The organism is Roseateles sp. NT4, assembly GCF_051857475.1.
Classification (GTDB): Bacteria; Pseudomonadota; Gammaproteobacteria; order Burkholderiales; family Burkholderiaceae_C; genus Pelomonas.
The window spans coordinates 79,400-101,308 of sequence record NZ_JBPZGZ010000008.1 but is presented as its reverse complement, the minus strand read 5'-3'; the positions used below and the strand labels follow the sequence as shown (position 1 = coordinate 101,308).

The following is a 21,909-nucleotide window of genomic DNA, read 5'->3' as shown; positions in this document are numbered from 1 at the left end:
ATGTAGCCAAATTGTCCAGCGCTCGTACATTGCTTGGGAGCGCCGGGTGAACTTGCCCTCGTCTAGCGCCCGCTTTCTGTCGAGTTGCCCCACTTGGGCGACGATTGAGTGCAGGGCGGATGCGAACTTCAAACGCCCCTCGGCCACGGCCGTACTTGCCTCCGGAAATCAAGCATCCGCTCCAGGCTGACCCGAGTCCTTCGACAATCGGACTGAGACTGAGTGCTATGGGGTTCAAGCGGTTCTTCGAATGCGCGAGAACCGTCGCTACTTCCCCATAATCGTTTCCCTCCACACCCACCGCATGGTGGATGCGGTATAGCGGCTCGGTGGCTCCGTCATTGGTGTTGATGTATTGGTCGCCACATCTAAGAAAGCACCATGTCACGAAGACGCAACCGTCTTTCGCCACCTTGATTCCGTGCCAGGAGCCAGCTCGAAGCTGGAATCCTCCAGATTCCGCCTGACCCCGCAAAAAGGGGAGGACCTTGATCGATTTGGACGTCCCTGGGCCGAATCAACTAGGCCATAACGCCGAGAGTTTGCTGAGGTGGTCGCCGTATCGAACGTCGTCAGAATTGGGGGGAACCTGAGTCTTTAAAGGAGGGAAGTATGACTTTGATTGCTGCGTTCGAGTTCCACGGTCAATCAGCGTTGATAGGCGACTTGCTGCTAACGCAGGACGGAAAATGGGGAAACCCACCGGCTACCCTGCCGAGTCGAGTTGACAACTTTCGCCCGCAACACAATTTCACAGTGGCGGGCCTTGAGCGCAAAATAGTTTTGATTAATGACCATTTTGCGTTGGCGTGGGCCTGTAACGATGTAAGGACCGCTCATCAAGTTATCGCCAAGATAAAGGAACTTGATAGAAACGGAACCCTCACATGGGATTCTATAAGCGACGCGATCGACTCCAACGAGAATTCAGACAAGGATCGACTTACCCTAATATTTCAACGTTTTGTTGATGGCAAGTTGGTGACGGGTAACTACGAGGCATACAGCCCGCCCGCGGAGAGATTTAAAACCTTCGCTAATGTTGTAGTGGCTGGCAGTGGTACGAACCACTTTATCAACCTACTTGGTATGCTCGAGGCGTCGGAAGCCGCTGAGTTTGAAAACTCTTCAGTCCCTCAGTACACGCCCTCTACCGAGGAGGTTAAACGAGCCAACTGGGAAGCGATGTGCACTCGCATGCTCGGTTTAATGACAATGTCCGAGCACCGGCAAGGTGACAGCGCTATGTCATTGGCTAAGCGGTACGGCGGCGGATACGAAATCGCGTATTTCGACGGAGAAAAATTCCGCCATTTCTCCGATTACTCTATTCAGCTTTGGGACGCGCAAGTAGACGGCGCGAATGTGTATGGCCCTCAGTTTCCAACGCTCATAACATCAACTCATTATCTTTTTGATCACCTCATCATAAAAGCTACGAAGCTGTTGTTTGGTGAGGATGGCCAAGTCAGTTCAAATCAGATCAACTTCGTTATAGCGCCCTTCGGGTCGCCGGGCTTTTCCGGCGACTGGGATGTCTTCGACCGTTATAGTCCGAGTGTTTTGGCTGTAGCGCACGTTATAGTGGTTAGGCTGAATGGCACCACCGAAAACTGCATATTGACCGAATGGGTTCCTGCAGGCGCCTCTCCGAGATCATCCGAAAGACTAATCGACGGGAAAATGGGTTTCTCGGTAGATAGATCGCTTCTACGGGAGTTCGCCACGGCCATGTTGAAACTTTTGCCGCCATGCTGAAGTTTCTAGCTCCTCTCGTATGCGAAACAGGAACGCCCTCTACCACTGAAGTAGGGTTGCGACCTTGCAATCTACGCGAAGACGTAGCCAGAGCCGATGATTGCAAGTGCTCGGTACCCGAGGCGTTAAGCAGGTAGGAGCCTGCTTTCGTTGATCCGTCGCTTCAAGGGATCGTGCTCGATACCCGGCCTGGCGGCTCGACTAGCAGTTGTGCATTCGACTCGGGCATCCGATGCTCGTCGCCATGAGCGAGCGGGACTACTCGATTCGTACAGTTATTGACACGAGTCCGAGGCGAAGCCGGCTGCGCCGTCTCCGCGATCTGGCTCCGCCAGTCGAAGCGCCGGGCCTGGACCTGCGGCCGCTCACTGCTCCAAACATGGCGCACGTATTCAACGATCCACGTGCGTAGGTCTGCGGTTTGCGTCGAAGCGCCCAGCGTCTCGACCCCGAAAGGCCGGGGCTGCATGGCATCGCCATAACGTCCCAGGTCGCTGGGCGCGCGCATGGCGAGCTTGATTGCGGCTTCGCGCCCGATGCCCATGCCGCCCTGCGCGCGGCAGTACGCCTCCCAAGCCACGGTCTCGCGCGCGTCACCTTCGCGTTGAATTTGCTTGTTGGCGGCTCGATGGGCGCGCTGCAAATGCTCCGGGGCTTCTTTCGGCAAGCAGGGAATGCGTCGCAGCTCGCGCCAAACGCCCACGGGAGGGCAGCCGATGGACTGGAACTGCCGAATGCCCCAGGGGGCGCACCAAGCCTCGACGCGCTTGGCGCTCTCGATGGCCAACTTGCCCTTGAGGTCGCCGCCATCATCAGTTTGCGTGCTGAAATGTTGAGCAGAAATCATTCACGGTCCGCATAGAGCACGTTTGGCATCTGAGGAGGCGAAGTTGCTGCAAAACGACTGGATTGAGAGCGTCAGAGGGCACTTCGCCATCGCTGCTGTTGGCGGATCCACGTTGATGAGTCAGTCTGGCGAAGGCCGAGTTGACCGCGCACGCTTGTTCCTCTTGAAGCATATGCCGCTAGCAAACCTAGCCTCACTCTCAGCGGACGAGTTCGCTCAAGCTCTGAACGCGAAGACCACCGCACTCGCAAAGGATCTGCCAAGGCCGGACGATGGAAAGCCGAACTGGGGTGCTGCACGGAAGGTCTTAAACATCTACCTCCGCATGTGCGTGATGAACAAGGACTTGCACCCGGCCTTCAAGCTCGCAGCCGTGGAGCCATTTCTAGAGGTGCCACTTGATCGTCAAGTGGTCGCAAAGCTCGACGCCGCTGGCGGAACTAAACACGCGAAGACATTCAAGATCAAGACCCTCTCCCCGGCCCTCAGCGCCGAGCTACAGGCAAACGCGCTCGCAGTTTCCAAGCGCAAAGGCCGACATCGGTACGAGCTCGATGTTCTGTACTGGAACCAGCAACCAGATGCCTAGCCCTTCGCTGGAGCCGACTCACGCCGGCATGGCACATGGCCCGCGAGGCGCTGTGGTTCATCATCCGCCTCACAGGCCAAGTTTCATACCGGCGCTCGCGGCTCAGCTCAAACGCTAGGCCCTACACCCATCCCATGCCCGATTCATCGACACATGGCGTGAGCACTGCCAAGGGCGTCTTGGTACTCGTTGCCGCTTTGCTCGTCATGGTTGCTTGCATGGTTGGCTACTGGTCGTACCCGTTCCCCAATGGGAAGTACCCTGACGTTTTGGGGTTCATTGCCTTGTTCTTCAAAGAAGCTCTGCTGCTGGCATTCTTTGCGGTCACCACTCTGTTTGTGCTCGTGGTGGCGTTTGTCGGCGCCGTGCTTCGGCTGGCATCTAGGCTTAGGGCCGCCATCCCCGTACTGGCTACACACCTTGACCATTGAATTGCCCCACGTGGACAAAGTCCCTCCAACGCAGCGGCTGCGGGTCATCGCTTCAATATTTGGCGTCACCCTTCTCGTCGCTCTAGTGACCGTTGTGGCGGCCATCGTCGATTCAGGCAAAGGCTTTTGGTTTCTAGCAATCGCTGGGTGCCTTTTTACCGTGCCGTTCGCGATCTCTGCCTGGCATGGCAACTTCTTCGGCAAGGACGATGGACCACGCACTCCCATGGAGTGGTTGCAATTCTTCGCTGGGAGCGCAGTCCTGAGCGGCTTCTTTGTGGCCATTGATGTTGCGATCAAGCATCCGGGGCTGAGTCTTGTATTTACGCTCGGAGCGCTGGCCATGACATTCATTGCGCTTCCGAGCGCCGCGAGGGCCTGGCTGCTGGAAATCCTTTCAGCGCGCGAGCGCCAGGCGGAAAGCGACGCGTCTTAGCTCCTCGCGCCAGCATGAGTCAGCCTGACGATACCCGGCCGCCACCAACCAGCACCGCCGGCGGCGGCCTGCTGTGCGTTGCCATCGGGCTCTATCTGCTTGCCGGAGCCGCGCGAGCCTTCTCCGGCATTTGGCCGTTCTTTCTGCCGCCGCAGTTGGACGCAATCGCCGCGTTGCTTTCATGGCTGCCTGAGCCTTACGGAACCTATGCGGCCGGCGCGGTGGTCGGGCTCTTGGGCATTGGTGCGGTTGCAGGCGGAATCGCTCTGTGGACCAAGCCCGCCATACGTACGGACGAGGGCTCGCCGAAGGCCTGAGAGCAGTCCGTTGCTCAGGCCACAGCGCGCAGCGACGTTGCGGCCTTGGTGGCATCGAACTCCACGCCCACAGACAGCACCGCCGGCGCGGTGAGACGCGTCGCGGCGATGGCCGCCGAGCCTGCCGCGCGCTGCCCGACAATCCGCCGCATGACGTCACGACCCATACCCGATGACCGCGGCGGCGAACCATCGCCGCGCGCCTCAGTGCTCTGGCTGACCGGCCTGCCCGGCGCCGGCAAGTCCACGATCGCACAGGCGGTGTGCCGCCAGCTGCGCGCCGCTGGGCAGGCGGCGGTCGTCGTCGACGGCGACGATCTGCGCCGCGGCCTGTCGAGCGACCTCGGTTTCTCCGACCGCGATCGCGCCGAGAACGTGCGCCGCGCCGCCGAGGTCGCGCGGCTCATGACCGACGCAGGCATCACCGTCGTCGTCGCCCTGATCTCGCCGTTCCAGGCCGACCGCGACCGGGCCCGTGCGAGGTTCGAGCCGGGGCGCTTCGTCGAGGTCTTCGTCGACACGCCGCTCGCGGTGGCGGAGGCGCGCGATCCGAAGGGCCTCTACCGGCTTGCGCGCAGCGGCGCGCTTGCGGGCCTGACGGGCGTCGACGGCCCCTACGAGCCGCCGGCGGCCCCCGAAATCGTCGTCCGTACGGTCGACGAGCCGGCCGAGCAGGCAGCGGCGCGTCTCGTCGCGAGACTGGCATGAATCGCCCCGTGTCGAGCGATCCGCTGCGCGGGCTCAAGCCTGCCGACGTGCAGCAGCTGCGCCGCGCCACGCAGGCGCTGGAGGCGGGCGACCGCACCTACGCGGAGCTGCTGCTGCTCGATCTGGCGCGCAGCGCGCCGGATCACCCGGAGGTCTTGCGTCTGCGCGCGGTCTGCCGCGCCGGCAACGACGACTGGGCAGGTGCAACGCAGGACCTCGCGAGCGCACTCGCGCAGCGGCCCGAGGACTTCGACCTCCGCTCGCAGCTCGCGGCCGCGCAGGAGCACGCGCACGACCATGCTGCGGTGGTTGCGACGCTGCGCGAAGGCGAGGCCTACGCGACGACGTCGGCCGACTGGCTGGGGCTGTCGTTCGAGCACGACAACGCCGGCGAGCCGGCGGCGGCGTATGGCGCCGTGCAGCGCGCCGTCGCGCTGGACCCGGCGGCGCCGCTCGCCCGGTTGCAACGCGCACGCTGCGCCACGGCGCTTGGCCATGGCGATGTCGCGGCCGCGGATTGCCGGCACCTGATCGCGCGCGGCGAGCTGGTCGCGCACGCGTGGTGGATGCTGGCCGACCTGAAGGTCGTGCCGATGACCGCCGACGAGCTGGCGCAGCTCGAGGCGAAGGCCGCCGCGCCGCCGGCAACGATGCAGGCGGAGGAGCGGTTGCTCCTGCGCTTCGCCCTCGGCCATGCGCTGGAGAGCGCGGGCCGGCACGCCGACGCGTTCCGGGTCCTGTGCGCGGCGAACGATGCGGCGCGCGCGTCGCGGCCGTGGGACACCGCGGCGTTCGCGCGTTATGTCGACTCGATCCGCGCCGCGTTCGCCGGCGCACCGCCGCCACCGCAGGACGGGCCGGGGCGCGAGGTCATCTTCCTCGTCGGACTGCCGCGGTCGGGGACGACGCTGGTCGAGCAGATTCTGGCGAGCCACTCGCAGGTCGAAGGCGCGAGCGAGCTGCCTTACCTGCCGCAGCTGCTCGACGCCGAATCCCGGCGGCGCGGCAAGCCGTTCCCGGCCTGGGTGGCCGATGCCAGCGACGCTGACTGGCGGCGGCTCGGCGACGCCTACTTGCGGGCGAGCGCGCGCTGGCGTGCCACCAAGCCGATCGCCACCGACAAGCTGCCCGAGAACTGGCTCTATGCCGGCGCCGTGATGCGCATGCTGCCCGGGGCTCGCATCATCGACTGCCGCCGCGACCCGGTGGAGACCGCGTGGTCCTGCTACAAGCAGCTCTTCGGGCCGGGCATGGTGCACTTCACGTACAGCTTCGACGGGCTCGCGGCGTACTGGCGCGCCTACGATGGGCTGGCCCGCTTCTGGGCCGAGCGCTACCCGGGCCGCTTCGTCGTGCAACGGTACGAAGACCTCGTTGCCGACCCGAACGCCGGCATCCACGCGCTGCTGGCCGCCTGCGGCCTGGACTTCGAGCCGGCCTGCCTGCGCTTTCACGAGACGGCGCGCGCGATCCGCACGCCGAGCGCGCTGCAGGTGCGACAGCCGATGCGCGTCGCGTCGACGCCGGGGCTGCGCTACGGCGCGCTGCTCGATCCGCTGCGCGATCGTTTCGCCGCGACGGGGGGCTGATCAGCCCGCCCGGTGGCTACAACGGGGTGCGGCTCAACCGCCGCCGCTCGCCCCACTTGCCGCCGGCGCCACCGTCTCCAGCCGCCACACGAACTCCCGTGTCTTCTGGCTGTAGACGGCCTTGCCGTCCTTGAGCGCCGGCACGAAGCGGCATTGGGCGGCGATGAAGCGGCTTTCGGTGTCGAGGATGGCCGACTTGCTCGAGCGCACCACTTCGGCACCGGTGACCACACCCTGGTTGGAGATGGTCAGCAACAGCAGCACGACGCCTTCATGGCCGGCCTGTTCGGCCGCCTTGGGATAGGTCGCGGTTCCGCACGTGCCGTCGATGAGCTTGGGCGGCGCATCCGGCTTCGGGAACTTCAGGTTGGAGACCGGCTGCGCCACAGAGGGCAGGGCGGCCAGGGCGAAGAAGGCGGCGCTCAGCGCGTCGAGCACATAGCTGGATTTCATGCGGTCTGTCTATCCACAACATTTGCTGGAGATTTGCTCTCATTCATGTTGCCATAGGCGCCTCTGGCGCTGCCGCGGCGAACAAGTCTGGGCGGAGCCTGCACGACACGGAGTTCCGTATGCTTCATCCCATCATCGAGTTGTTCGCCACCAAGGCTCAACGGCTTGAAGCGCAGGGCGACCCCGCCGGGCTGGACGATGCAATCGCGCACCTGGCGGCCTGGATAGAGCGATGTCGCAGCCGCCTGTCGGAGGAGGACATCGCGGTGCTGGGCGAGGTGGGCGCCCTGCTGTACCGCGAAGGCCAGCAGAGGCGCGGCCAGTAGGTGGACGCCTAGCTGCGGAACTGCTCGTTGCCCGCCACGCCCAGCTTCTTGACGTTGTGGCTCTGGGCCGAGGCCATCACGGCGGCGAAGGCGCCGTAGTCCGCCAGCTTGCTGGGCTTGATGTGCACCTCGGGCTGGGCGGCCTCGGCCAGGGCGCCCACCTGCTGCATCCGGGCGTCGACCTCGGCGCGGCTGGCCAGGACCTGGTTGTCCCAGTAGACCGTGCCGTCGAAATCGATGGCGACCATGTGCACGACGGGCCGGGCCTGGGTCTTGTCGCCAGGCCCGATGTTCAGGCCGATGGAATGCAGCTGGGCCGGGATGGTGATGATGAACATCACCAGCAGCACCAGCATCACGTCGATCAAGGGCGTCGTGTTGACGTCCATCAGAGTCTCGGCATCGCCGCTGCCCGGCATCGTTGCAATGTTCATTCCCATATCGGTCTCCCTCAGGTGGCTGCCATGCGTCCGCCGCGACTGGCGGTCGCTGAGGCCCATGATGCCCAGCAGGCGGCGGGAAGACAACCGGGGCCGGGAGCCTGTGGCGAAACGCCATCGCCGGGACTCTCAGGGGACGAAGCTGATCCTCAGCTTGCCATTCACCACCTTCACGTCGCGCACCGTCAACTTGGCCAGCGCGCCCTTGGTGGTGTGGGTGTCCAGGGTGTAGACCGGGTGCGACTTCAGCTGCGCGCTGATCAGGCTCGGCCCGCGCAGCTTGACGAGGGCGGCGTACTCCTCCGGAAAGCCGGCCAGCTCCAGCGTCGTGATCTGCAGGTCGTCGAGAAACAGCTGGCCCTGCTCCGGCACATAGCGCGGCCGGCCGGCAAAACCGACGCGGCCGATGCGCTCGCGCGTGCCCAGCACGACCTTGGCGTCGGCGGTGATGCCGATGTGGTCGTCGCCCTCGGTCAGCACGACGACGGGGTTGGACAGGTCCAGGCAGGCAATGAGGAGCTTGCAGTGGTGGGTCGGGAAGCGCGGCGCGATGCGTTCCTGCAGCTCGGCCCGCTCGATGTCGAGATGGCCGTCGGAGATGCGGCTGAGGACGGTGCAGGTGGCCAGCGAGACGGCGGCAACCAGCAGGGCAGCGATGGCGACGAAGCGACGGGTCATGGGGCTGAGTGTGACGCTTGCGCTCGCCCATGCCGCAGGTCACCGCGCCAAGCGCATATGCATCTGCGCAAAGCGGCGTTCCCTCTTTGCGGGTGGCTGCCTAGAGTGCCGGCCAATGACACGCCTGCTCACCTTCCCCGACTCCCAGCACCAGGTGCTGTCGATCCGCGCCAAGGCGCTGGTGTTCGACGACCCGGCGTCGCGCGCGCTGCTGGCCCAGGCCGAACGCGTGGCGGCGAGTGACGCCACCGTCCTCATCATCGGCGAGACCGGCACGGGCAAGGAGCTGATCGCCCGCCACATCCACAACAGCAGCGGCCGGCGCGGCCCCTTCCTGGCGGTCAACTGCGGCGCCTTCACCGAGCAGCTCGTCGAGGCCGAACTGTTCGGCCACGAGGCTGGTGCCTACACCGGAGCGACGAGCGCTCGCGCGGGCTGGTTCGAGGCCGCGGCCGACGGCACGCTGTTCCTGGACGAGGTGGGCGACCTGCCGCTGTCGGTGCAGGTCAAGCTGCTGCGTGTGCTGCAGGAGCGCCAGGTGGTACGCATCGGTTCGCGCAAGCCCATCGATGTGCGCGTGCGCCTGGTGGCTGCGACCAACGTCCGCCTGGAGCAGGCCGTGGCCGCCGGCCACTTCCGCGCCGACCTCTACTACCGCCTCAGCGTCGCCACGCTGCAGTTGGCACCGCTGGCCCAGCGCCCGGGCGACATCCTGGCGCTGGCCGAGCATTTCATCGAGGTCTACAGCCGCCGCCTGGGCCTGGCCGATGTGCGGCTGGGAAGCGACGCGCGCGAGGCCCTGCTGAGCTATGCCTGGCCCGGCAATATCCGCGAGCTGGAAAACGTCATCCACTACGCACTCATCATCTGCCGCGACGGCCGCGTGACGCGCGACGACCTGCAGCTGCATGCGGTGGCGCGTCCGCAGATCGCAGCGCCCGTGGTGGCTGCCCCGGTCGTCGACGAAGAGGAGGTGCTGGAGCGCGTCTTCGAGCGCCTGTTCGACGAGGCGCCGCAGGCCCTGCACGCACGTGTCGAGTCTGCGCTGATCCGCGCGGCCTACCGCCACTGCCACCACAACCAGGTGCACACGGCGGCACTGCTCGGCATCACGCGCAATGTGCTGCGCACCCATCTCAAGCGCCTGGACCTGTTGCCCCTGCCGCGCGCCACGCCTGCGCGCATCTCTCACGATGTGGTGCACGACGTGGTGCACGAGGTGGCGCACGAGCCCAGCCACCAGGACGTGCGTCTTCACGCCGCAGCATGAGCTAACGCGAAAAGCTTAGTTCGCGCTCCGGCGGGCGCTGCGCACACTGCCCCGGTCCCCCAGATTCAATCCCACCAAAGCCGATGAACACCTCCATCTTTGCCCGTCGCGTCCTCGCGCCGCTTGCCCTGCTCCTGGTTGCCGGTGCCGCCCATGCCCAGGGCGACAACCCCTATGGCATCGCCTCCGTCTGGGAGAAGGCCGACGCCATCACCAAGGCCGTGCTCTTCACCCTCGTCGCCATGAGCGCGGGCAGCTGGTACGTCATCATCACCAAGCTGCTGCAGCAGGCCCGCCTGGGCGCCCAGGCGCGTGCCGCGCAGAAGGACTTCTGGAGCGCCGGCACCGTCAAGGCGGGCGCCGAGAAGCTGTCCGAGAAGAGCCCCTTCCGCTACATCGCCGAAGCCAGCCTGGAGGCCACGCAGCGCCACCACGGCCTGCGCGCCAAGGTCGACTTCGCCGACTGGGTGGACCTGTCCCTGCACCGCGCCACCGAGCGCGTGCAGCGCCAGCTGTCCACCGGCCTGAGCTTGTTGGCTACCGTGGGTTCCACCTCGCCCTTCGTCGGCCTGCTGGGCACGGTCTGGGGCATCTATCACGCGCTGACTGCCATCGGCGTGGCCGGCCAGGCCTCCATCGACAAGGTGGCCGGCCCGGTGGGCGAGGCGCTGATCATGACGGCCATCGGCCTGGCCGTCGCCGTGCCGGCCGTGCTGGGCTACAACGCGCTGCTGCGCCGCAATGCCCTGGTGCTGGACGAGGTGCGCGACTTCTCCGGCGAGCTGCATTCGGTGCTGCTGGGCTCGGGTCATGAAGAGCCTGCCGCCACCGAGCAACAGCCCGTCGGCCTGACGCCCGCGCTGGCCTGAGCAGAAACGAGAACAAGCCGTGGCCATCCAGCTTGCCCAAGGCGCCGACGAGGCGGTCTCGTCCATCAACACGACGCCCCTGGTCGACGTCATGCTGGTGCTGCTCATCATCTTCCTCATCACCATCCCGGTCGTGAACTTCTCGGTGCCCGTGGAGCTGCCCAAGCAGCGCAACGAGGTGCGCGAGAGCGAGCCCAAGGACGTCGTCATCACGGTGTCGCGTGAGGGCAAGCTCTACTGGTTCGATGCGCCGGTGGCCAACAAGGACGCGCTGTTCGAGCGGCTCAAGGGCATCGCCCAGCAGCAGCCCCAGCCCGAGGTGCATGTGCGCGGCGACGCCGGCAGCGACTACGCACCCGTGGGCCGCGTGCTGCTGGCCGCCCAGCGTGCCGGCATCGCCAAGGTGGGCTTCATCACCGAACCGCCGGCGAGGGCGCTGTGAGTGCGGGCCCCCTGCGCAAGGCGGCCCGTGCGCGCCGCCAGATCACGTCGGCCCTGCCCGTGCCCGACATCAACACCACGCCGCTGATCGACGTCATGCTGGTGCTGCTGGTGATGCTCATCATCACCATCCCGGTCCAGCTGCACAGCGTCAAGCTCAACCTGCCCATCGCGCCGCCCAGCGTGCCGCCGCCCGTGCCACCGGAGGTGGTGCGGCTGGACATCGCGCCGAACGACGTGGTGCTGTGGAACGGCGAGGCTGTCGCCGACCCAGCCGCGTTGCGTGAGCGCCTCAACGCCGCCGGCCAGCAGGCCACGCAGCCCGAGGTGCATGTGCGCCCGCAGCCGGGCGCCAAGTACGACGACTTCGCTGCCGTCATGACGGCCGCCCACCAGGCCGGCCTGACCAAGCTCGGCGTGACCGGCAGCGAACAGTTCCTGGACGACTCGCAGTAGGAGATTCCATCCATGAGTGCAGTTCTCTCTCCCGGCATCTCCGGCGGCCTGACGCTGGATGACGCGCGCCCCGCTCCGCGCCGCCTGGTCGCCCCTGCGCCGCTGGCCACCACGGCACCGCTGCGTTCGCAGCTCAAGCCGCCGGCCAATGCCAACCGCGGCACCGGCATCGCGCTCGTCATCGGCCTGCACATCGTGCTGGGTTGGGGCATCAGCAGCGGCCTGGCGTCCAAGGCCATCGAAGCGATCAAGAAGCCCATCGACATGGCCCTGGTGCCCGAGGTGCTGCCGCCTCCACCGCCCCCGCCGCCGCCCAAGGTCGTCAAGATCGAGCCGGTGCAGAAGGTGGTGCCGCCGCCGGCCTATGCGCCGCCGCCCGAGATCGTGCCCGCCGTGACGCCGCCACCGCCGCCCATCCAGGTCGTGCAGGCCACGCCGCCCAAGGAGCCCGTCGTCATCGCGGCAGCGCCCGCGCCTGCCCCGGTGCCCGCGCCGCCGCCGGCACCGGCCATCGTCAAGCGCGAGATCAGCCTGGCCTGCCCCGGCTATGAGGCCGTGCTGGCTTCGGCGCTGGAGGAAGCCATCGACCGCGTCGGCATCAAAGGCACGGTGCAGACGCTGATCAAGATCCGCGGCAACCAGGTCGTCGAAGTCACGCCGACTTCGGGCCCCAAGGAGTACCACAAATACGTCCAGGCGGCGGTCAAGCGCATGCGCTGCACGGCCGGTGGCGCCGATGAAGTCCAAGTCTCCCTGCCGGTGATCTTCTCTTGACCCGATGAGCTCTCCTTCCCGACGCGGCCTGCTTCGAGGCCTGGGTGCACTCGCCCTGCTGCCGGCCACGGCGCGCGCAGCAGACACGCCGCCCAACATCCTCTTCATCCTGGCCGACGACATGGGCTACGCCGACCTTGGTGTCTACGGCGCGCGCGACTACGCCACACCCAATCTCGACAAGCTCGCGGCCCAGGGCATCCGCTTCACCCAGGGCTATGCCAATTCGGCCGTCTGCTCGGCCACGCGCTTCGGCCTCATCACCGGGCGCTACCAGTACCGGCTGCGTGGGGGCCTGGAGGAACCCGTCGGCGGCGACCAGCTCGGCCTGCCTCCCGACCACCCCACGCTGCCTTCGCTGCTGAAGGCGCGCGGCTACCGCACCGCGCTGTTCGGCAAATGGCATCTCGGCGCCCTGCCCAAGTACGGCCCGCTGAAGAGCGGCTATGACGAGTTCTTCGGCAACACCGGCGGCGCGGTCGACTACTTCACCCACAAGGCCGGCGTCGGCGCCAACCTGTCGCCCGACCTCTTCGAAGGCGAGGTGCGCGTCGACAAGGCCGGCTACTACACCGACCTCATCGCCGAGCATGGCCAGGCCTTTCTGCGCAGGCAGACCGCGGCCCAACCGTTTCTGCTGTCATTGCACTTCACCGCGCCGCACTGGCCTTGGGAGGGGCCAGGCGACGAGCCCGTGTCGCGTCAGCTGAAGACCCTCAACCACAGCGACGGCGGCAGCCTGAAGAAATACGGCGAGATCGTCGGCGCGCTGGACGCCGCCGTCGGCCGTGTGCTGGCTACTCTGGAGGCGCAGGGGCTGGCGCAGAACACCATCGTCGTCTTCACCAGCGACAACGGCGGCGAGCGCTTCTCCAACACCTGGCCTTTCAGCGGCCAGAAGTCCGAGCTGCTGGAAGGCGGCATCCGCGTGCCCACGCTGCTGCGCTGGCCGGCGCGTGTGAAGGCGGGCCAGGTCAGCGACCAAGTCGTCATCAGCATGGACTGGCTGCCCACCCTGCTCGCCGCCGCCGGCACCGCGCCGCGAGCCGATTACCCGAGCGACGGCGTGAGCGTGCTGCCGCAGGTGCTCGGCCAGGCCGCGACTGTCGAGCGCAAGCTGTTCTGGCGCTACAAGTCCAACGCCCAGCGCGCGCTGCGCGAGGGCGACTGGAAGTATCTGCAGATCAACGGCAACGAGTTTTTGTTCAACCTCGCCCAGGACCAGCGCGAACGCGCGAACCTGGCGGAGCGTGAACCGGAGAGGCTGGCCAAGTTGCGCGCCGACTGGGTCGCCTGGGACGCCACCATGCTGCCGATCACGGAGGATGTGAAGAGCTACAAGATCAATCCGAAGGTGCAGGCGGACAGGCCGGGGAGCTGAGACCCCGGGGTCTGCTCAGTTGCCGCACTGTGAGCTGAGAAAGGCGTAGCTGCTCTCTTGCGCGGTCTTTGTCAGGACGCCTTGTTCGACATGCGCGATGACGACCGAGCCGACGAACTGTAGGCTGAAGCCGTCAGCACGCACGATGACCCCAAGCGCTGGTGGTGTGGCGAGATAGGGCTCCCATCCGCCCCGGTTCTCGGTAATCCAGGCCGCAAGCGCTTGATGGGTTTCAGTTCCGGGCTGGATGCCCACATCTCGGCGGACTCCGGAAAGGCAGTACGCGTGGGCGCTTGTCCCCTTGTCGAGGCTGAGTGGCAGCGATTCGTTGCACCCAGAGACAAGGATGCTCGCGGCAAGAACACAGGCAGCGCGCAAATTTGCGAGGGTCAACACATCGGAGACGGTCAAAGATCGCGTTTGCCTAGCCACGCCACCACCTCCGCTCAGCGGCAATCGATTCGCGAGCGGCCGGGTCATGCGGCCCGTGCTGACGAATGTGCCAAGCCTCTTCGACGGTCAGTTTGCGAATACCGCAGTGGCGCAAGCTGCACGAGCGTGGGTGGGTTCCGTCAACGAGTGAGATGCCCTGGATGTCGTCGGTTGTGTAGTCCACGTTCACACAGAGGACTGGGTGGTAGGCGCAGTCTTCATAAATGTCGCCCGCGGCGAGGTTGAGCTGCTCGCGGACTCGCTGCATCTCTTGCTCGGATTGCGCTTGAAATGGAAATTCGTTTTCTTCCACGGACTGACCTGCCATTAGGAAGCGCAATGCTAGCCGTCGCGCTGTAGGGGATGGCTCCGACCAGCCAGGCCAGCATCAGTGTCATCCATCAAGCGTCTTCCACATGCTTGCTTGCCTCCAGGGTTGGAAGCAACTCTAGGGCCGCGCCGGCCGCGTAGCACCCAAGGCGTTGAGCGATCGCGGCGCGTGCAGGATGGACAAAAGGGCTCAGTGACGGTCCGCGCGCGGCGGCAAGGCATCCGTGCTGTCGGGGTTGCTGGAGGGCATGGCGGTCGCGTTCGACTCGCCGGGCTCCAGTCCGCCGGCACGCCTGTCCCGCAGCGCCGAGCGAGCTTCGTACAGGCAGTCGGCCTGCGACTGCTGGGTCTTGCCGGCCAGGCAATTGGCGCGTTCCTGCTGGTAGATCTCGGTGGCCGTCTGCGTTTGCGCGGTGATGGGCAAGACGATGGCGACCACGGCTGCGGCTGCAACGGCGGTGCGGACCGGGGTCTGCCATGAAGTGAATCGACGCATGTTCATGACTTGCTCCTTGCTGTTCAGGCACTGAAGGTGCTGGCCAGCAGGGCCGTGCCGATGCCGCCGCTGGCCTGCAAACGGGGGCAATTCAGATGCCCGATTTCCTCGATTGCCAGCCGCGCCGACGCTTCCCGTTACTGGAGCGAACCTACTGATGCCTTTGCGGCGATCGCCGCGAGCGCCACCTACACTCGTCCGACCCTGACCCCGCAAGGGCCCGACCCTGGAGCCTCATGGACCCGTCTCCCGCCATGCAAGCGCTGGCCCATATTCCCGGCGACATGGCCGCCCAGGTGCGAGCCTTCCCCTGGGAGACGACGCCGCTCGGCCCGATGGCTCGCTGGCCCCTCTCGCTGCGCATCTCGGTGGCCACGGTGCTGGAATGCCAGCTGCCCATGTACCTGGCCTGGGGCGATGACTTCATCCAGATCTTCAATGATGCCTACCGGCCCATCCTGGGTGACAAGGCCGGCACGGCCCTGGGTGGCAGGGCGCCTGACACCTGGGCCGAGATCTGGCCGCGCATCGGGCCGATGTGGCAGCAGGTGCTGACCGGCCAGCCCGTCGGCTTCGACGACTTCAAGCTGACCATCAACCGGTTCGGCTATCTCGAGGACGTCTACTTCAATTTCTCCTATAGCGCCGTGCGCGACGAGGACGGCCAGGCCCGCGGCCTGCTGGTGACCTTCGCCGAGACCACGGAGAAGGTACTGACCTCGCGCCGGCTGGCTTTCCTGGACACCCTGGCCCAGGCAACGCGCGGCATGACCGACCCGGCCGAGGTCATGAACGCGACCGCGGAGAGTCTGTGCCGGCACCTGGGCGCCAACCGCTGTGCCTACGCGACGGTACGCGACGACCAGGACAGCTTCGACCTCATCGGCGATTTCAACGACGGCGTGTCCAGCATCGTCGGCAGCTACCGTTTCAGCGACTTCGGCGACACGGTGCTGCAACTGATGCGGGCCGACCAGGCCTATGTCAACCACGACGTGGACCTCGACCCGGCCACAGCCGGCACCGATCTTTCTGCCTACCGACTCACGCAGATCCAGTCCGTCATCTGCGTGCCGCTGCACAAGGACGGCCGCTTTGTCGCCGGCATGGCCGTGCATCAGAAGGAGGCGCGCCACTGGACGGCCGAGGAGATCGCCCTCGTCAAGACCGTCGTCGCGCGTTGCTGGGAGGCGCTGGAGCGCACCCGCGCAGAGGCCGCACTGCGCGAGGAGGCGCGTACGCTGGAGACGCTGAACCGCACCGGGGCGGCGCTGGCCGCGGAGCTGGACATCCAGGCCCTGGTGCAACGTGTGACCGATGCGGCCACCGAACTGACGGGGGCGCAGTTCGGCGCCTTCTTCTACAACGGCGTGCACGACGACGGCGAGGCCTATCTGCTGTATTCGCTGTCGGGTGCCGAGCGCAAGCAGTTCGAGAACTTCGGCCACCCGCGGCCCACGCCGCTGTTCGGTCCCACCTTCCGCGGCGAGCCCACCATCCGCCTGGACGACGTGATGGCCGACCCGCGCTACGGCCAGTGGGGGCCGCATCACGGCAAGCCGGCCGGCCATCTGCCGGTGCGCAGCTACCTGGCCGTGCCGGTCACCAGCCGCTCGGGCGAGGTGCTGGGTGGGCTTTTCTTCGGGCATGAAGAGGTGGGAGTCTTCACCGAGCGTCACGAGCGCCTGGCCGAGGGCATCGCGGCCCAGGCGGCCATTGCCATCGACAACGCGCGCCTGTACACGGCCTCGCTGGCCGCGACCCATGAGCGCACCCAACTGCTGGAGAGCGAGCGCACGGCGCGTCTGGCCGCGGAGCAGGCGGGCCTGGTGAAGGACGAGTTCCTGGCCACGCTGTCGCACGAGCTGCGCACGCCGCTGAGCGCCATCACCGGCTGGGTGCACATCCTGCGCCGCAAGTTCGGCGACCAGGATGCCGACCTGAAGAAGGGCATCGACGTCATCGAGCGCAGCGCCAAGGCCCAGACCCAGCTCATCGAAGACCTGCTGGACATGAGCCGCATCACCACCGGCAAGCTGGCCCTGGAAGTGGCGCCGGTGTCGGCGGCCAGCTTCACGCTGGCAGCGGTGGAGCTGCTGGCGCCGGCGGCCGAGCGCGCCGGCGCGCGCCTGAGCACGGATGTCGCGCTGGACGATGGTGCGGCCGTGATGGGCGACGCCGCCCGGCTGCAGCAGGTGGTGGCCAATCTGGTGTCCAACGCCATCAAGTTCACGCCGCGCGGCGGCGAGGTGAGGGTGACGCTACGCCGTATCGATGACGCGGTGGAGATCGGCGTCGAGGACAGCGGCATCGGCATCACGCCGGCCTTCCTGCCCTTTGTCTTCGACCGCTTCCGCCAGGCCGACGGCTCGATGGCGCGCCGCCACGGCGGCCTGGGGCTGGGCCTGTCCATCGTGCGCAATCTCGTCGAGCTGCATGGCGGGCAGGTGAGGGCTCACAGCGAAGGCGAGGGTCGGGGCGCACGCTTCAGCGTGACCCTGCCGCTGATCAGCACGCGCGATGTCGCCAGTGCCTCGCCGGAGGCCGGCGCGGTCGATCGCACCTCGCTGGCCGGCTTGCGCGTGCTGGTGGTGGACGACGACGAGGCGGTGCGCGACATGGTCACGCGCGCGCTGGAGCTTCAGGGGGCACAGGTGCTGGCGGCGGCCAGCGGCGCCCAGGCGTTGGAGCTGCTGCCGACCTCGGGCGCCCAGCTGCTGATCTCCGATCTCGGCATGCCCGAGATGACCGGCTTCGAGCTGCTGGCCCACATCCGCGCATTGCCGGCCAGCGAGGGCGGCCAGATCCGCGCCTTCGCGCTGACGGCCTTTGCGCGTGACGTCGATCAGCGCAAGGCGCTGGCGGCCGGCTTCGAGGCGCACTTCCGCAAGCCGGTGGAGTTCTCGGCCCTGGTGCGGGCCATTCAGACCTTGGGCTCGGGCTAGGGCGTTTTGCGCTGCCCGGGCTTGCGCGACAGCAAGCCGAAACCCGGCACCATGCGGGCCCAGAAGCACAACTCCAGCACGGCGCCGGCGAACAGCAGCAAGGCAATTTCGGCCCCCAGGCCCAAGCCGTAGCAGGCCAGGGCGGCGACGAGCAGGAGGGCGGTCACGAGAGGGCGTTTCATGGCGTCCCGATACGGCGTTAGGAGAGTCAATACTATCGCGGCGGCGGCTATCGATCCTGCTTGGGCGACTTGTCGAAACGCTCGTCCACGGGCTTGCAGGTGGATGACTTCGATTTGAAGCGGCAGTCATTCCATACCCGCAGTTCGTTGAGCTTGGTCTGCAGACGCTCATGTTGGCAGCTGAGGGCCCAGACGGTAGGCCAGCCGCCCAAGCCACTCTCTCGCTCGCGGATCAAGCAAAAGTCGAAGACGGCAGCGGCAAATCGCGCCGCGTTGAATTGGCTGCCAGACTTCTTCCCCGAAAAGACCGAGACCGATTCGTAGGCCAGCGTCTTGATGAGCCTTGCGTTGGCGAGCTCCAGGCAGGCGCTGGAACCATACGCCGCGCCGGAGTCGCAGGGGCTGTAGCGTGCGTAGTTCCAGGCCATCGCGCTGTAGACGGCCTGTGGCGACTTGTCGTTGTAGACGCTGAATTCCCCCAGGCTCCCGTCTGCCAGGTAGCCCACGGAAATGGTGGCCTCCATCTTCAGGGTGCTCCGTTCCTCGACCTCGCAAAGCGGAGTCCAGCTCGTCGGCCTGAGAGCCAGCGTGAGCTTGTAGCTGCGGTGCGGGCCTTCCATCGTGATCTGGGAGTTCTGCACTTCCGCATCGAACTGGCCGCAGCCCGGCAATGAGACCTGGGTGGCAGAAACCACCATCTCATCGCCGATGTAGCCGGAGGGAGAAGCCATGTGAATGGCCCAGGTGCCGCATTGGGGGCATTCCAGCGGCTCCGTCTCTTCGGAGCGGGCTGCCTGTGTCAGGCAGAGGCCCAGCAGGGCCAGGGCGAGCGTTCTCAACATGCAGCAAGGCTAAGGCATGCCGGCGCTGCCCGGCCCGGCGTCATCACAGCTTGTACGTCACCCCCACATTGAAGCGCCGGCCGAACTGGAAATTGCTCTGGTGCCAGGGGTTGAGCGGGTCGGTGTAGGTGACGCGCTGGTTGGTCGCGTTCTCGACGCCGAAGCGGACCTGCAGCTGGGAGGTGATCTGCTGCGACACATTGGCCGACACCCAGGTCTCGGCACCGTTGAGCTGGAAGGCCGTCGAGTCCCAGGTCGGCGCGCGGTTGTAGGCCGAGTGGTGGTTGGCGGCCAGGCGGGCCTCGAAGCCGTTGCGGGCGTACCAGAGCGTCAGGCCACCGTTGCTCTTCATCAGGCCGTTGGTGGCGATGGGCGTGAACGTGCCGCCGCTGCGGTCGCCGTTCTCCTTGATGTTGCTGTCGCTGTAGGTGTAGTTGGCCATCAGGCCCAGGCTGTTCCAAGGCGCGGGCAGGGCGGTGAAGGCCTGCTGGTAGACCAGCTCCACGCCCTTGACGTTGCCGCCGTCGCGGTTGACCTGGCTCGTGTAGTAGGCCGCCTTGCCATTGAAGGTGCCGGCCACCGAGGCGATGCCGATGTAGTCGCTGAGGTTCTTGTAGAACAGGCCGACGGAGACCAGGCTGTCCTTGTCGAAGTAGCGCTGGAAGGTCAGGTCGACCTGGCTGGCCATCATGGGCTTGAGTTGCGGGTTGCCGCCCGAGACCGTCGTCGGGTTGACGCCATTGGGGTCGATGCTGACGGTGTGGGCCGCGTTCATCACGTCCAGCGGTGCGCGGGCCATGGCGCGCGAGACGCCGAAGCGCAGCTGGTTCACGTCCTCCGCATCCAGGTTGAGGATGAGGTTGAGGCTGGGCAGAAAGCGGGTGTAGCGGGTGCCGGCCGACACCGGCGTGGGCGCGCCACCGTTGACCTGCTCCATGCCATAGCCCGTTTGGCTCGTATGCACGGCACGCAGGCCGACATTGCCGCGGTAGCTGAGGTCGCCGAAGACGCTGCCGTTGAGGTCGGCCTGGGCGAAGGCGGCGCTGCTGCTCTCCTTGGCGCGCCAGCTGTTCTGCACCAGGTCGCTGGCGGTCGGGCTGCGACCGTCGGCGTTCAGGGTGCTGGCGCCGAAGTATTGGGGCACGGCGCTGTCGAAGCCTTCGGCAAACTCGATGAAGTCGGGCCGGCCGGCGACGGTCACGCGCTGGAAGGCGCTGGTCGGGATGGTGGCCGCGCCGGCGTAGTTCCACGAGGTCTGGGCATAGGACTTGTCGCGCTGGGTGGCGCGCAGGCCGAACTTGAGCTTGCTGACATCGCCCCACTTGACGCTGCGGCTGGCGTTGAACTGCTGGGAGTTCAGCGAGTCGTTCAGCTTGCCGACGTAGCTCGGCCCCCATTGCTCGGTGACGTTGGTGGAGAAGGCGGATGGGTTGCCCGAGTCGCCGCTGAAGCCATAGGTCATCCAGCCGTCACGCGGGAAGCTCCAGGTCACGCTGCCGGGCTGCAGCATGCTCATCTGCACAGCGGTCCACATGGTGTCGCGGGCGGCGGTGGAGCGGGCGAGGTCGGCATCGAGCTGCCAGTCGTCGAGCTTGAACTTGCCGTTCAGGCCGGCGGCGAAGTTGCGCATGTTCTGCTTCCAGCGCGCGTTCAGGTTGTCGAGGTTGACGCCCGACACCGTCGCACCGGTCACATAGCCGCCGTCGGTCGTGACCTTGCTGAAGTTGCCGCTCTGCCAGCCGTCCCAGTTGCCGACATTGCCTTCCACATGCACCAGCGTCGGCTCCAGGATGTTGGAGCGTGCCGCGTAGACGTCGCCGGTGAGGGCGACGGCGCCGCTCGGCTTGTATTCGACCTTGCCCAGCAGGCTGGACCGCTTGTCGGTGCCCTTCTTGACGCCGTTCTGGAAGCCCCAGGGCGTCTTGTCGACCTTGCCGTCGCCGGTCACGTCGGCGGAGTGGTCCTCGTTGAAGCCCCAGTTGTCGACGCGGTCCTCCAGCGAGGGCTGGTCGTAGTAGCTGAAGGCCAGGGCCACGCCCAGCGTGCGGTCCAGGAACTGGTCGACATAGATGCCGCCCAGGCGCGGCGCGTATTTCTTGGCGCCCTGGATGTCGTTGCCGAGCTGGTAGTAGAGCGCATCGGCCTTCAGCGACACGGTGCGTTCGCGGTAGGCCAGGGGCTGCACGGTCTGCAGGTCGATGGTGGTGGCGATGCCGCCTTCGACGATCTCGGCCGATTGCGTCTTGTAGACCGTGGCACCCGACACCGATTCGGCCGGGAACATCTCGAAGCGCACCGCGCGGTCGGGCTCGGAGGAGGCGAACTCGCGGCCGTTCAACGTCGCGCCGACAAAGCGCGGGCCCAGGCCCCGGGCGACGATCTGGCTGGCGTTGCCGCGGTCGATGCCGGCGGACAGGCCGGGCAGGCGGGCCAGGGATTCGGCGATGGTCGTATCGGGCAGCTTGCCGATGTCCTCCGAGGCGATGACCTCGACCATGCTGTTGGAGGCCTCCTTGGTGTCCAGGGCCTTGCGCACCGAGGCGCGGATGCCGCTGACGACGACGGTGTCGAGCTTGGCGTCGCTGTCTGCGGGCGTGGTCTGGGCGGCGGCGGGCAGCAGCACGAAAGCAGGCAGCAGCAGGGCCAGCCGGTTCGGCTTGAAATGGGTCTTGAGCATGAGGTCTCCGTAGGACTTTTCTAATGAAGACGGCCCTCTGCGGGACCGGCTAAAAAATGGTACGGAGCGGTTACATGCCAAACGTATGACTTATTTGCCCGCAGCTATCTTGTTTTCGGATGTGTGGCAGCGAAAGCGATCCGCTATGCCGGCAGCGGCAGGGCTCCGGCCCGATCCGGCATAGCTGGCTCGGTGTTGACCCTAGGGAGCGGAGGCGGGTTGAGGCGCCTGGCCTTCGCCTG

Annotated in this window: 26 protein-coding genes; 15 read left to right on the top strand and 11 right to left on the bottom strand. The window is 66.2% G+C overall.

Annotation, left to right across the window (positions count from 1 at the left end):
• The first annotated feature begins 612 nt into the window (after positions 1-612).
• Positions 613-1,758: a hypothetical protein gene (locus tag ACS5PN_RS30545; RefSeq protein WP_439467794.1), complete on the top strand. Its 1,146-nt coding sequence runs from the start codon at positions 613-615 to the stop codon at positions 1,756-1,758.
• 163 nt (positions 1,759-1,921) lie between these two features.
• Here the strand turns inward: ACS5PN_RS30545 and ACS5PN_RS30540 are convergent, their stop codons facing one another.
• Complete coding sequence (locus tag ACS5PN_RS30540) at positions 1,922-2,605, bottom strand: hypothetical protein (protein ID WP_439467793.1); 684 nt, start codon at positions 2,603-2,605, stop codon at positions 1,922-1,924.
• Positions 2,606-2,648: 43 nt separating this feature from the next.
• On the opposite strand from ACS5PN_RS30540, the gene ACS5PN_RS30535 reads away from it, so the two are divergent.
• The 4 genes from ACS5PN_RS30535 to ACS5PN_RS30520 all read left to right on the top strand — a co-directional run bounded on the left by ACS5PN_RS30535 (position 2,649) and on the right by ACS5PN_RS30520 (position 4,378).
• Positions 2,649-3,194, top strand: a complete 546-nt coding sequence (locus ACS5PN_RS30535) for a hypothetical protein (RefSeq protein WP_439467792.1) — start codon at positions 2,649-2,651, stop codon at positions 3,192-3,194.
• A 134-nt stretch (positions 3,195-3,328) separates the two neighbouring features.
• Positions 3,329-3,625 carry a hypothetical protein gene (locus ACS5PN_RS30530; protein WP_439467791.1) on the top strand — a complete coding sequence of 99 codons (297 nt, stop codon included), beginning with the start codon at positions 3,329-3,331 and terminating at the stop codon, positions 3,623-3,625.
• A complete protein-coding gene (locus ACS5PN_RS30525) occupies positions 3,615-4,061 on the top strand; it encodes a hypothetical protein (protein ID WP_439467790.1) in 447 nt (148 codons plus the stop codon). The genes ACS5PN_RS30530 and ACS5PN_RS30525 overlap by 11 nt, the downstream gene beginning before the upstream one ends.
• A gap of 14 nt (positions 4,062-4,075) precedes the next feature.
• Positions 4,076-4,378 (top strand): hypothetical protein, encoded by a 303-nt coding sequence (locus ACS5PN_RS30520; protein WP_439467789.1) that lies wholly within the window; start codon positions 4,076-4,078, stop codon positions 4,376-4,378.
• Between the two features lie 14 nt (positions 4,379-4,392).
• Here ACS5PN_RS30520 and ACS5PN_RS30515 read toward each other — a convergent pair whose 3' ends face one another.
• Positions 4,393-4,530 (bottom strand): hypothetical protein, encoded by a 138-nt coding sequence (locus ACS5PN_RS30515; protein WP_439467788.1) that lies wholly within the window; start codon positions 4,528-4,530, stop codon positions 4,393-4,395.
• Between ACS5PN_RS30515 and cysC the strand changes: the two genes are divergently transcribed.
• Both cysC and ACS5PN_RS30505 read left to right on the top strand, forming a co-directional pair.
• Positions 4,529-5,086, top strand: coding sequence for an adenylyl-sulfate kinase (gene cysC, locus ACS5PN_RS30510; RefSeq protein ID WP_439467787.1), 558 nt, complete (start codon positions 4,529-4,531; stop codon positions 5,084-5,086). The two genes, ACS5PN_RS30515 and cysC, sit on opposite strands and share 2 nt — an antisense overlap.
• Positions 5,083-6,675, top strand: a complete 1,593-nt coding sequence (locus ACS5PN_RS30505; protein WP_439467786.1) for a sulfotransferase — start codon at positions 5,083-5,085, stop codon at positions 6,673-6,675. The genes cysC and ACS5PN_RS30505 overlap by 4 nt, the downstream gene beginning before the upstream one ends.
• A 33-nt stretch (positions 6,676-6,708) precedes the next feature.
• Here ACS5PN_RS30505 and ACS5PN_RS30500 read toward each other — a convergent pair whose 3' ends face one another.
• On the bottom strand, positions 6,709-7,128 hold the full coding sequence (locus ACS5PN_RS30500; protein WP_439467785.1) for an energy transducer TonB: 420 nt from the start codon (positions 7,126-7,128) through the stop codon (positions 6,709-6,711).
• 119 nt (positions 7,129-7,247) lie between these two features.
• Between ACS5PN_RS30500 and ACS5PN_RS30495 the strand changes: the two genes are divergently transcribed.
• Positions 7,248-7,454: a hypothetical protein gene (locus ACS5PN_RS30495; protein ID WP_439467784.1), complete on the top strand. Its 207-nt coding sequence runs from the start codon at positions 7,248-7,250 to the stop codon at positions 7,452-7,454.
• An 8-nt stretch (positions 7,455-7,462) separates the two neighbouring features.
• On the opposite strand, the gene ACS5PN_RS30490 is transcribed toward ACS5PN_RS30495, so the two are convergent.
• Both ACS5PN_RS30490 and ACS5PN_RS30485 read right to left on the bottom strand, forming a co-directional pair.
• Positions 7,463-7,894 carry an ExbD/TolR family protein gene (locus tag ACS5PN_RS30490; protein ID WP_439467783.1) on the bottom strand — a complete coding sequence of 144 codons (432 nt, stop codon included), beginning with the start codon at positions 7,892-7,894 and terminating at the stop codon, positions 7,463-7,465.
• A 129-nt stretch (positions 7,895-8,023) separates the two neighbouring features.
• Positions 8,024-8,572: a DUF1439 domain-containing protein gene (locus ACS5PN_RS30485; RefSeq protein WP_439467782.1), complete on the bottom strand. Its 549-nt coding sequence runs from the start codon at positions 8,570-8,572 to the stop codon at positions 8,024-8,026.
• Between the two features lie 115 nt (positions 8,573-8,687).
• On the opposite strand from ACS5PN_RS30485, the gene ACS5PN_RS30480 reads away from it, so the two are divergent.
• The 6 genes from ACS5PN_RS30480 to ACS5PN_RS30455 all read left to right on the top strand — a co-directional run bounded on the left by ACS5PN_RS30480 (position 8,688) and on the right by ACS5PN_RS30455 (position 13,763).
• Entirely contained in the window at positions 8,688-9,842 is a 1,155-nt protein-coding gene (locus tag ACS5PN_RS30480) for a sigma-54 interaction domain-containing protein (RefSeq protein WP_439467781.1), read from the top strand.
• 83 nt (positions 9,843-9,925) lie between these two features.
• On the top strand, positions 9,926-10,711 hold the full coding sequence (locus tag ACS5PN_RS30475) for a MotA/TolQ/ExbB proton channel family protein (RefSeq protein WP_439467780.1): 786 nt from the start codon (positions 9,926-9,928) through the stop codon (positions 10,709-10,711).
• Between the two features lie 19 nt (positions 10,712-10,730).
• Positions 10,731-11,153: an ExbD/TolR family protein gene (locus tag ACS5PN_RS30470; RefSeq protein ID WP_439467779.1), complete on the top strand. Its 423-nt coding sequence runs from the start codon at positions 10,731-10,733 to the stop codon at positions 11,151-11,153.
• 11 nt (positions 11,154-11,164) lie between these two features.
• On the top strand, positions 11,165-11,608 hold the full coding sequence (locus ACS5PN_RS30465) for an ExbD/TolR family protein (protein WP_439467864.1): 444 nt from the start codon (positions 11,165-11,167) through the stop codon (positions 11,606-11,608).
• Between the two features lie 12 nt (positions 11,609-11,620).
• Positions 11,621-12,382, top strand: coding sequence for a hypothetical protein (locus tag ACS5PN_RS30460; protein ID WP_439467778.1), 762 nt, complete (start codon positions 11,621-11,623; stop codon positions 12,380-12,382).
• A 4-nt stretch (positions 12,383-12,386) separates the two neighbouring features.
• Positions 12,387-13,763 (top strand): sulfatase family protein, encoded by a 1,377-nt coding sequence (locus ACS5PN_RS30455; protein ID WP_439467777.1) that lies wholly within the window; start codon positions 12,387-12,389, stop codon positions 13,761-13,763.
• Positions 13,764-13,778: 15 nt separating this feature from the next.
• Here the strand turns inward: ACS5PN_RS30455 and ACS5PN_RS30450 are convergent, their stop codons facing one another.
• The 3 genes from ACS5PN_RS30450 to ACS5PN_RS30440 all read right to left on the bottom strand — a co-directional run bounded on the left by ACS5PN_RS30450 (position 13,779) and on the right by ACS5PN_RS30440 (position 15,027).
• Entirely contained in the window at positions 13,779-14,174 is a 396-nt protein-coding gene (locus ACS5PN_RS30450) for a hypothetical protein (RefSeq protein WP_439467776.1), read from the bottom strand.
• 13 nt (positions 14,175-14,187) lie between these two features.
• Complete coding sequence (locus ACS5PN_RS30445) at positions 14,188-14,508, bottom strand: hypothetical protein (protein ID WP_439467775.1); 321 nt, start codon at positions 14,506-14,508, stop codon at positions 14,188-14,190.
• A 207-nt stretch (positions 14,509-14,715) separates the two neighbouring features.
• Positions 14,716-15,027 carry a hypothetical protein gene (locus ACS5PN_RS30440; RefSeq protein WP_439467774.1) on the bottom strand — a complete coding sequence of 104 codons (312 nt, stop codon included), beginning with the start codon at positions 15,025-15,027 and terminating at the stop codon, positions 14,716-14,718.
• Positions 15,028-15,257: 230 nt separating this feature from the next.
• Between ACS5PN_RS30440 and ACS5PN_RS30435 the strand changes: the two genes are divergently transcribed.
• Positions 15,258-17,966, top strand: coding sequence for a GAF domain-containing protein (locus ACS5PN_RS30435; RefSeq protein ID WP_439467773.1), 2,709 nt, complete (start codon positions 15,258-15,260; stop codon positions 17,964-17,966).
• Here the strand turns inward: ACS5PN_RS30435 and ACS5PN_RS30430 are convergent.
• The 3 genes from ACS5PN_RS30430 to ACS5PN_RS30420 are packed head-to-tail and all read right to left on the bottom strand — an operon-like array spanning position 17,963 to position 21,667.
• Positions 17,963-18,148 (bottom strand): hypothetical protein, encoded by a 186-nt coding sequence (locus ACS5PN_RS30430; RefSeq protein WP_439467772.1) that lies wholly within the window; start codon positions 18,146-18,148, stop codon positions 17,963-17,965. The two genes, ACS5PN_RS30435 and ACS5PN_RS30430, sit on opposite strands and share 4 nt — an antisense overlap.
• A gap of 47 nt (positions 18,149-18,195) precedes the next feature.
• Positions 18,196-18,990: a hypothetical protein gene (locus ACS5PN_RS30425; protein WP_439467771.1), complete on the bottom strand. Its 795-nt coding sequence runs from the start codon at positions 18,988-18,990 to the stop codon at positions 18,196-18,198.
• A gap of 43 nt (positions 18,991-19,033) precedes the next feature.
• Positions 19,034-21,667 carry a TonB-dependent receptor gene (locus tag ACS5PN_RS30420; protein WP_439467770.1) on the bottom strand — a complete coding sequence of 878 codons (2,634 nt, stop codon included), beginning with the start codon at positions 21,665-21,667 and terminating at the stop codon, positions 19,034-19,036.
• Positions 21,668-21,909 lie beyond the last annotated feature (242 nt).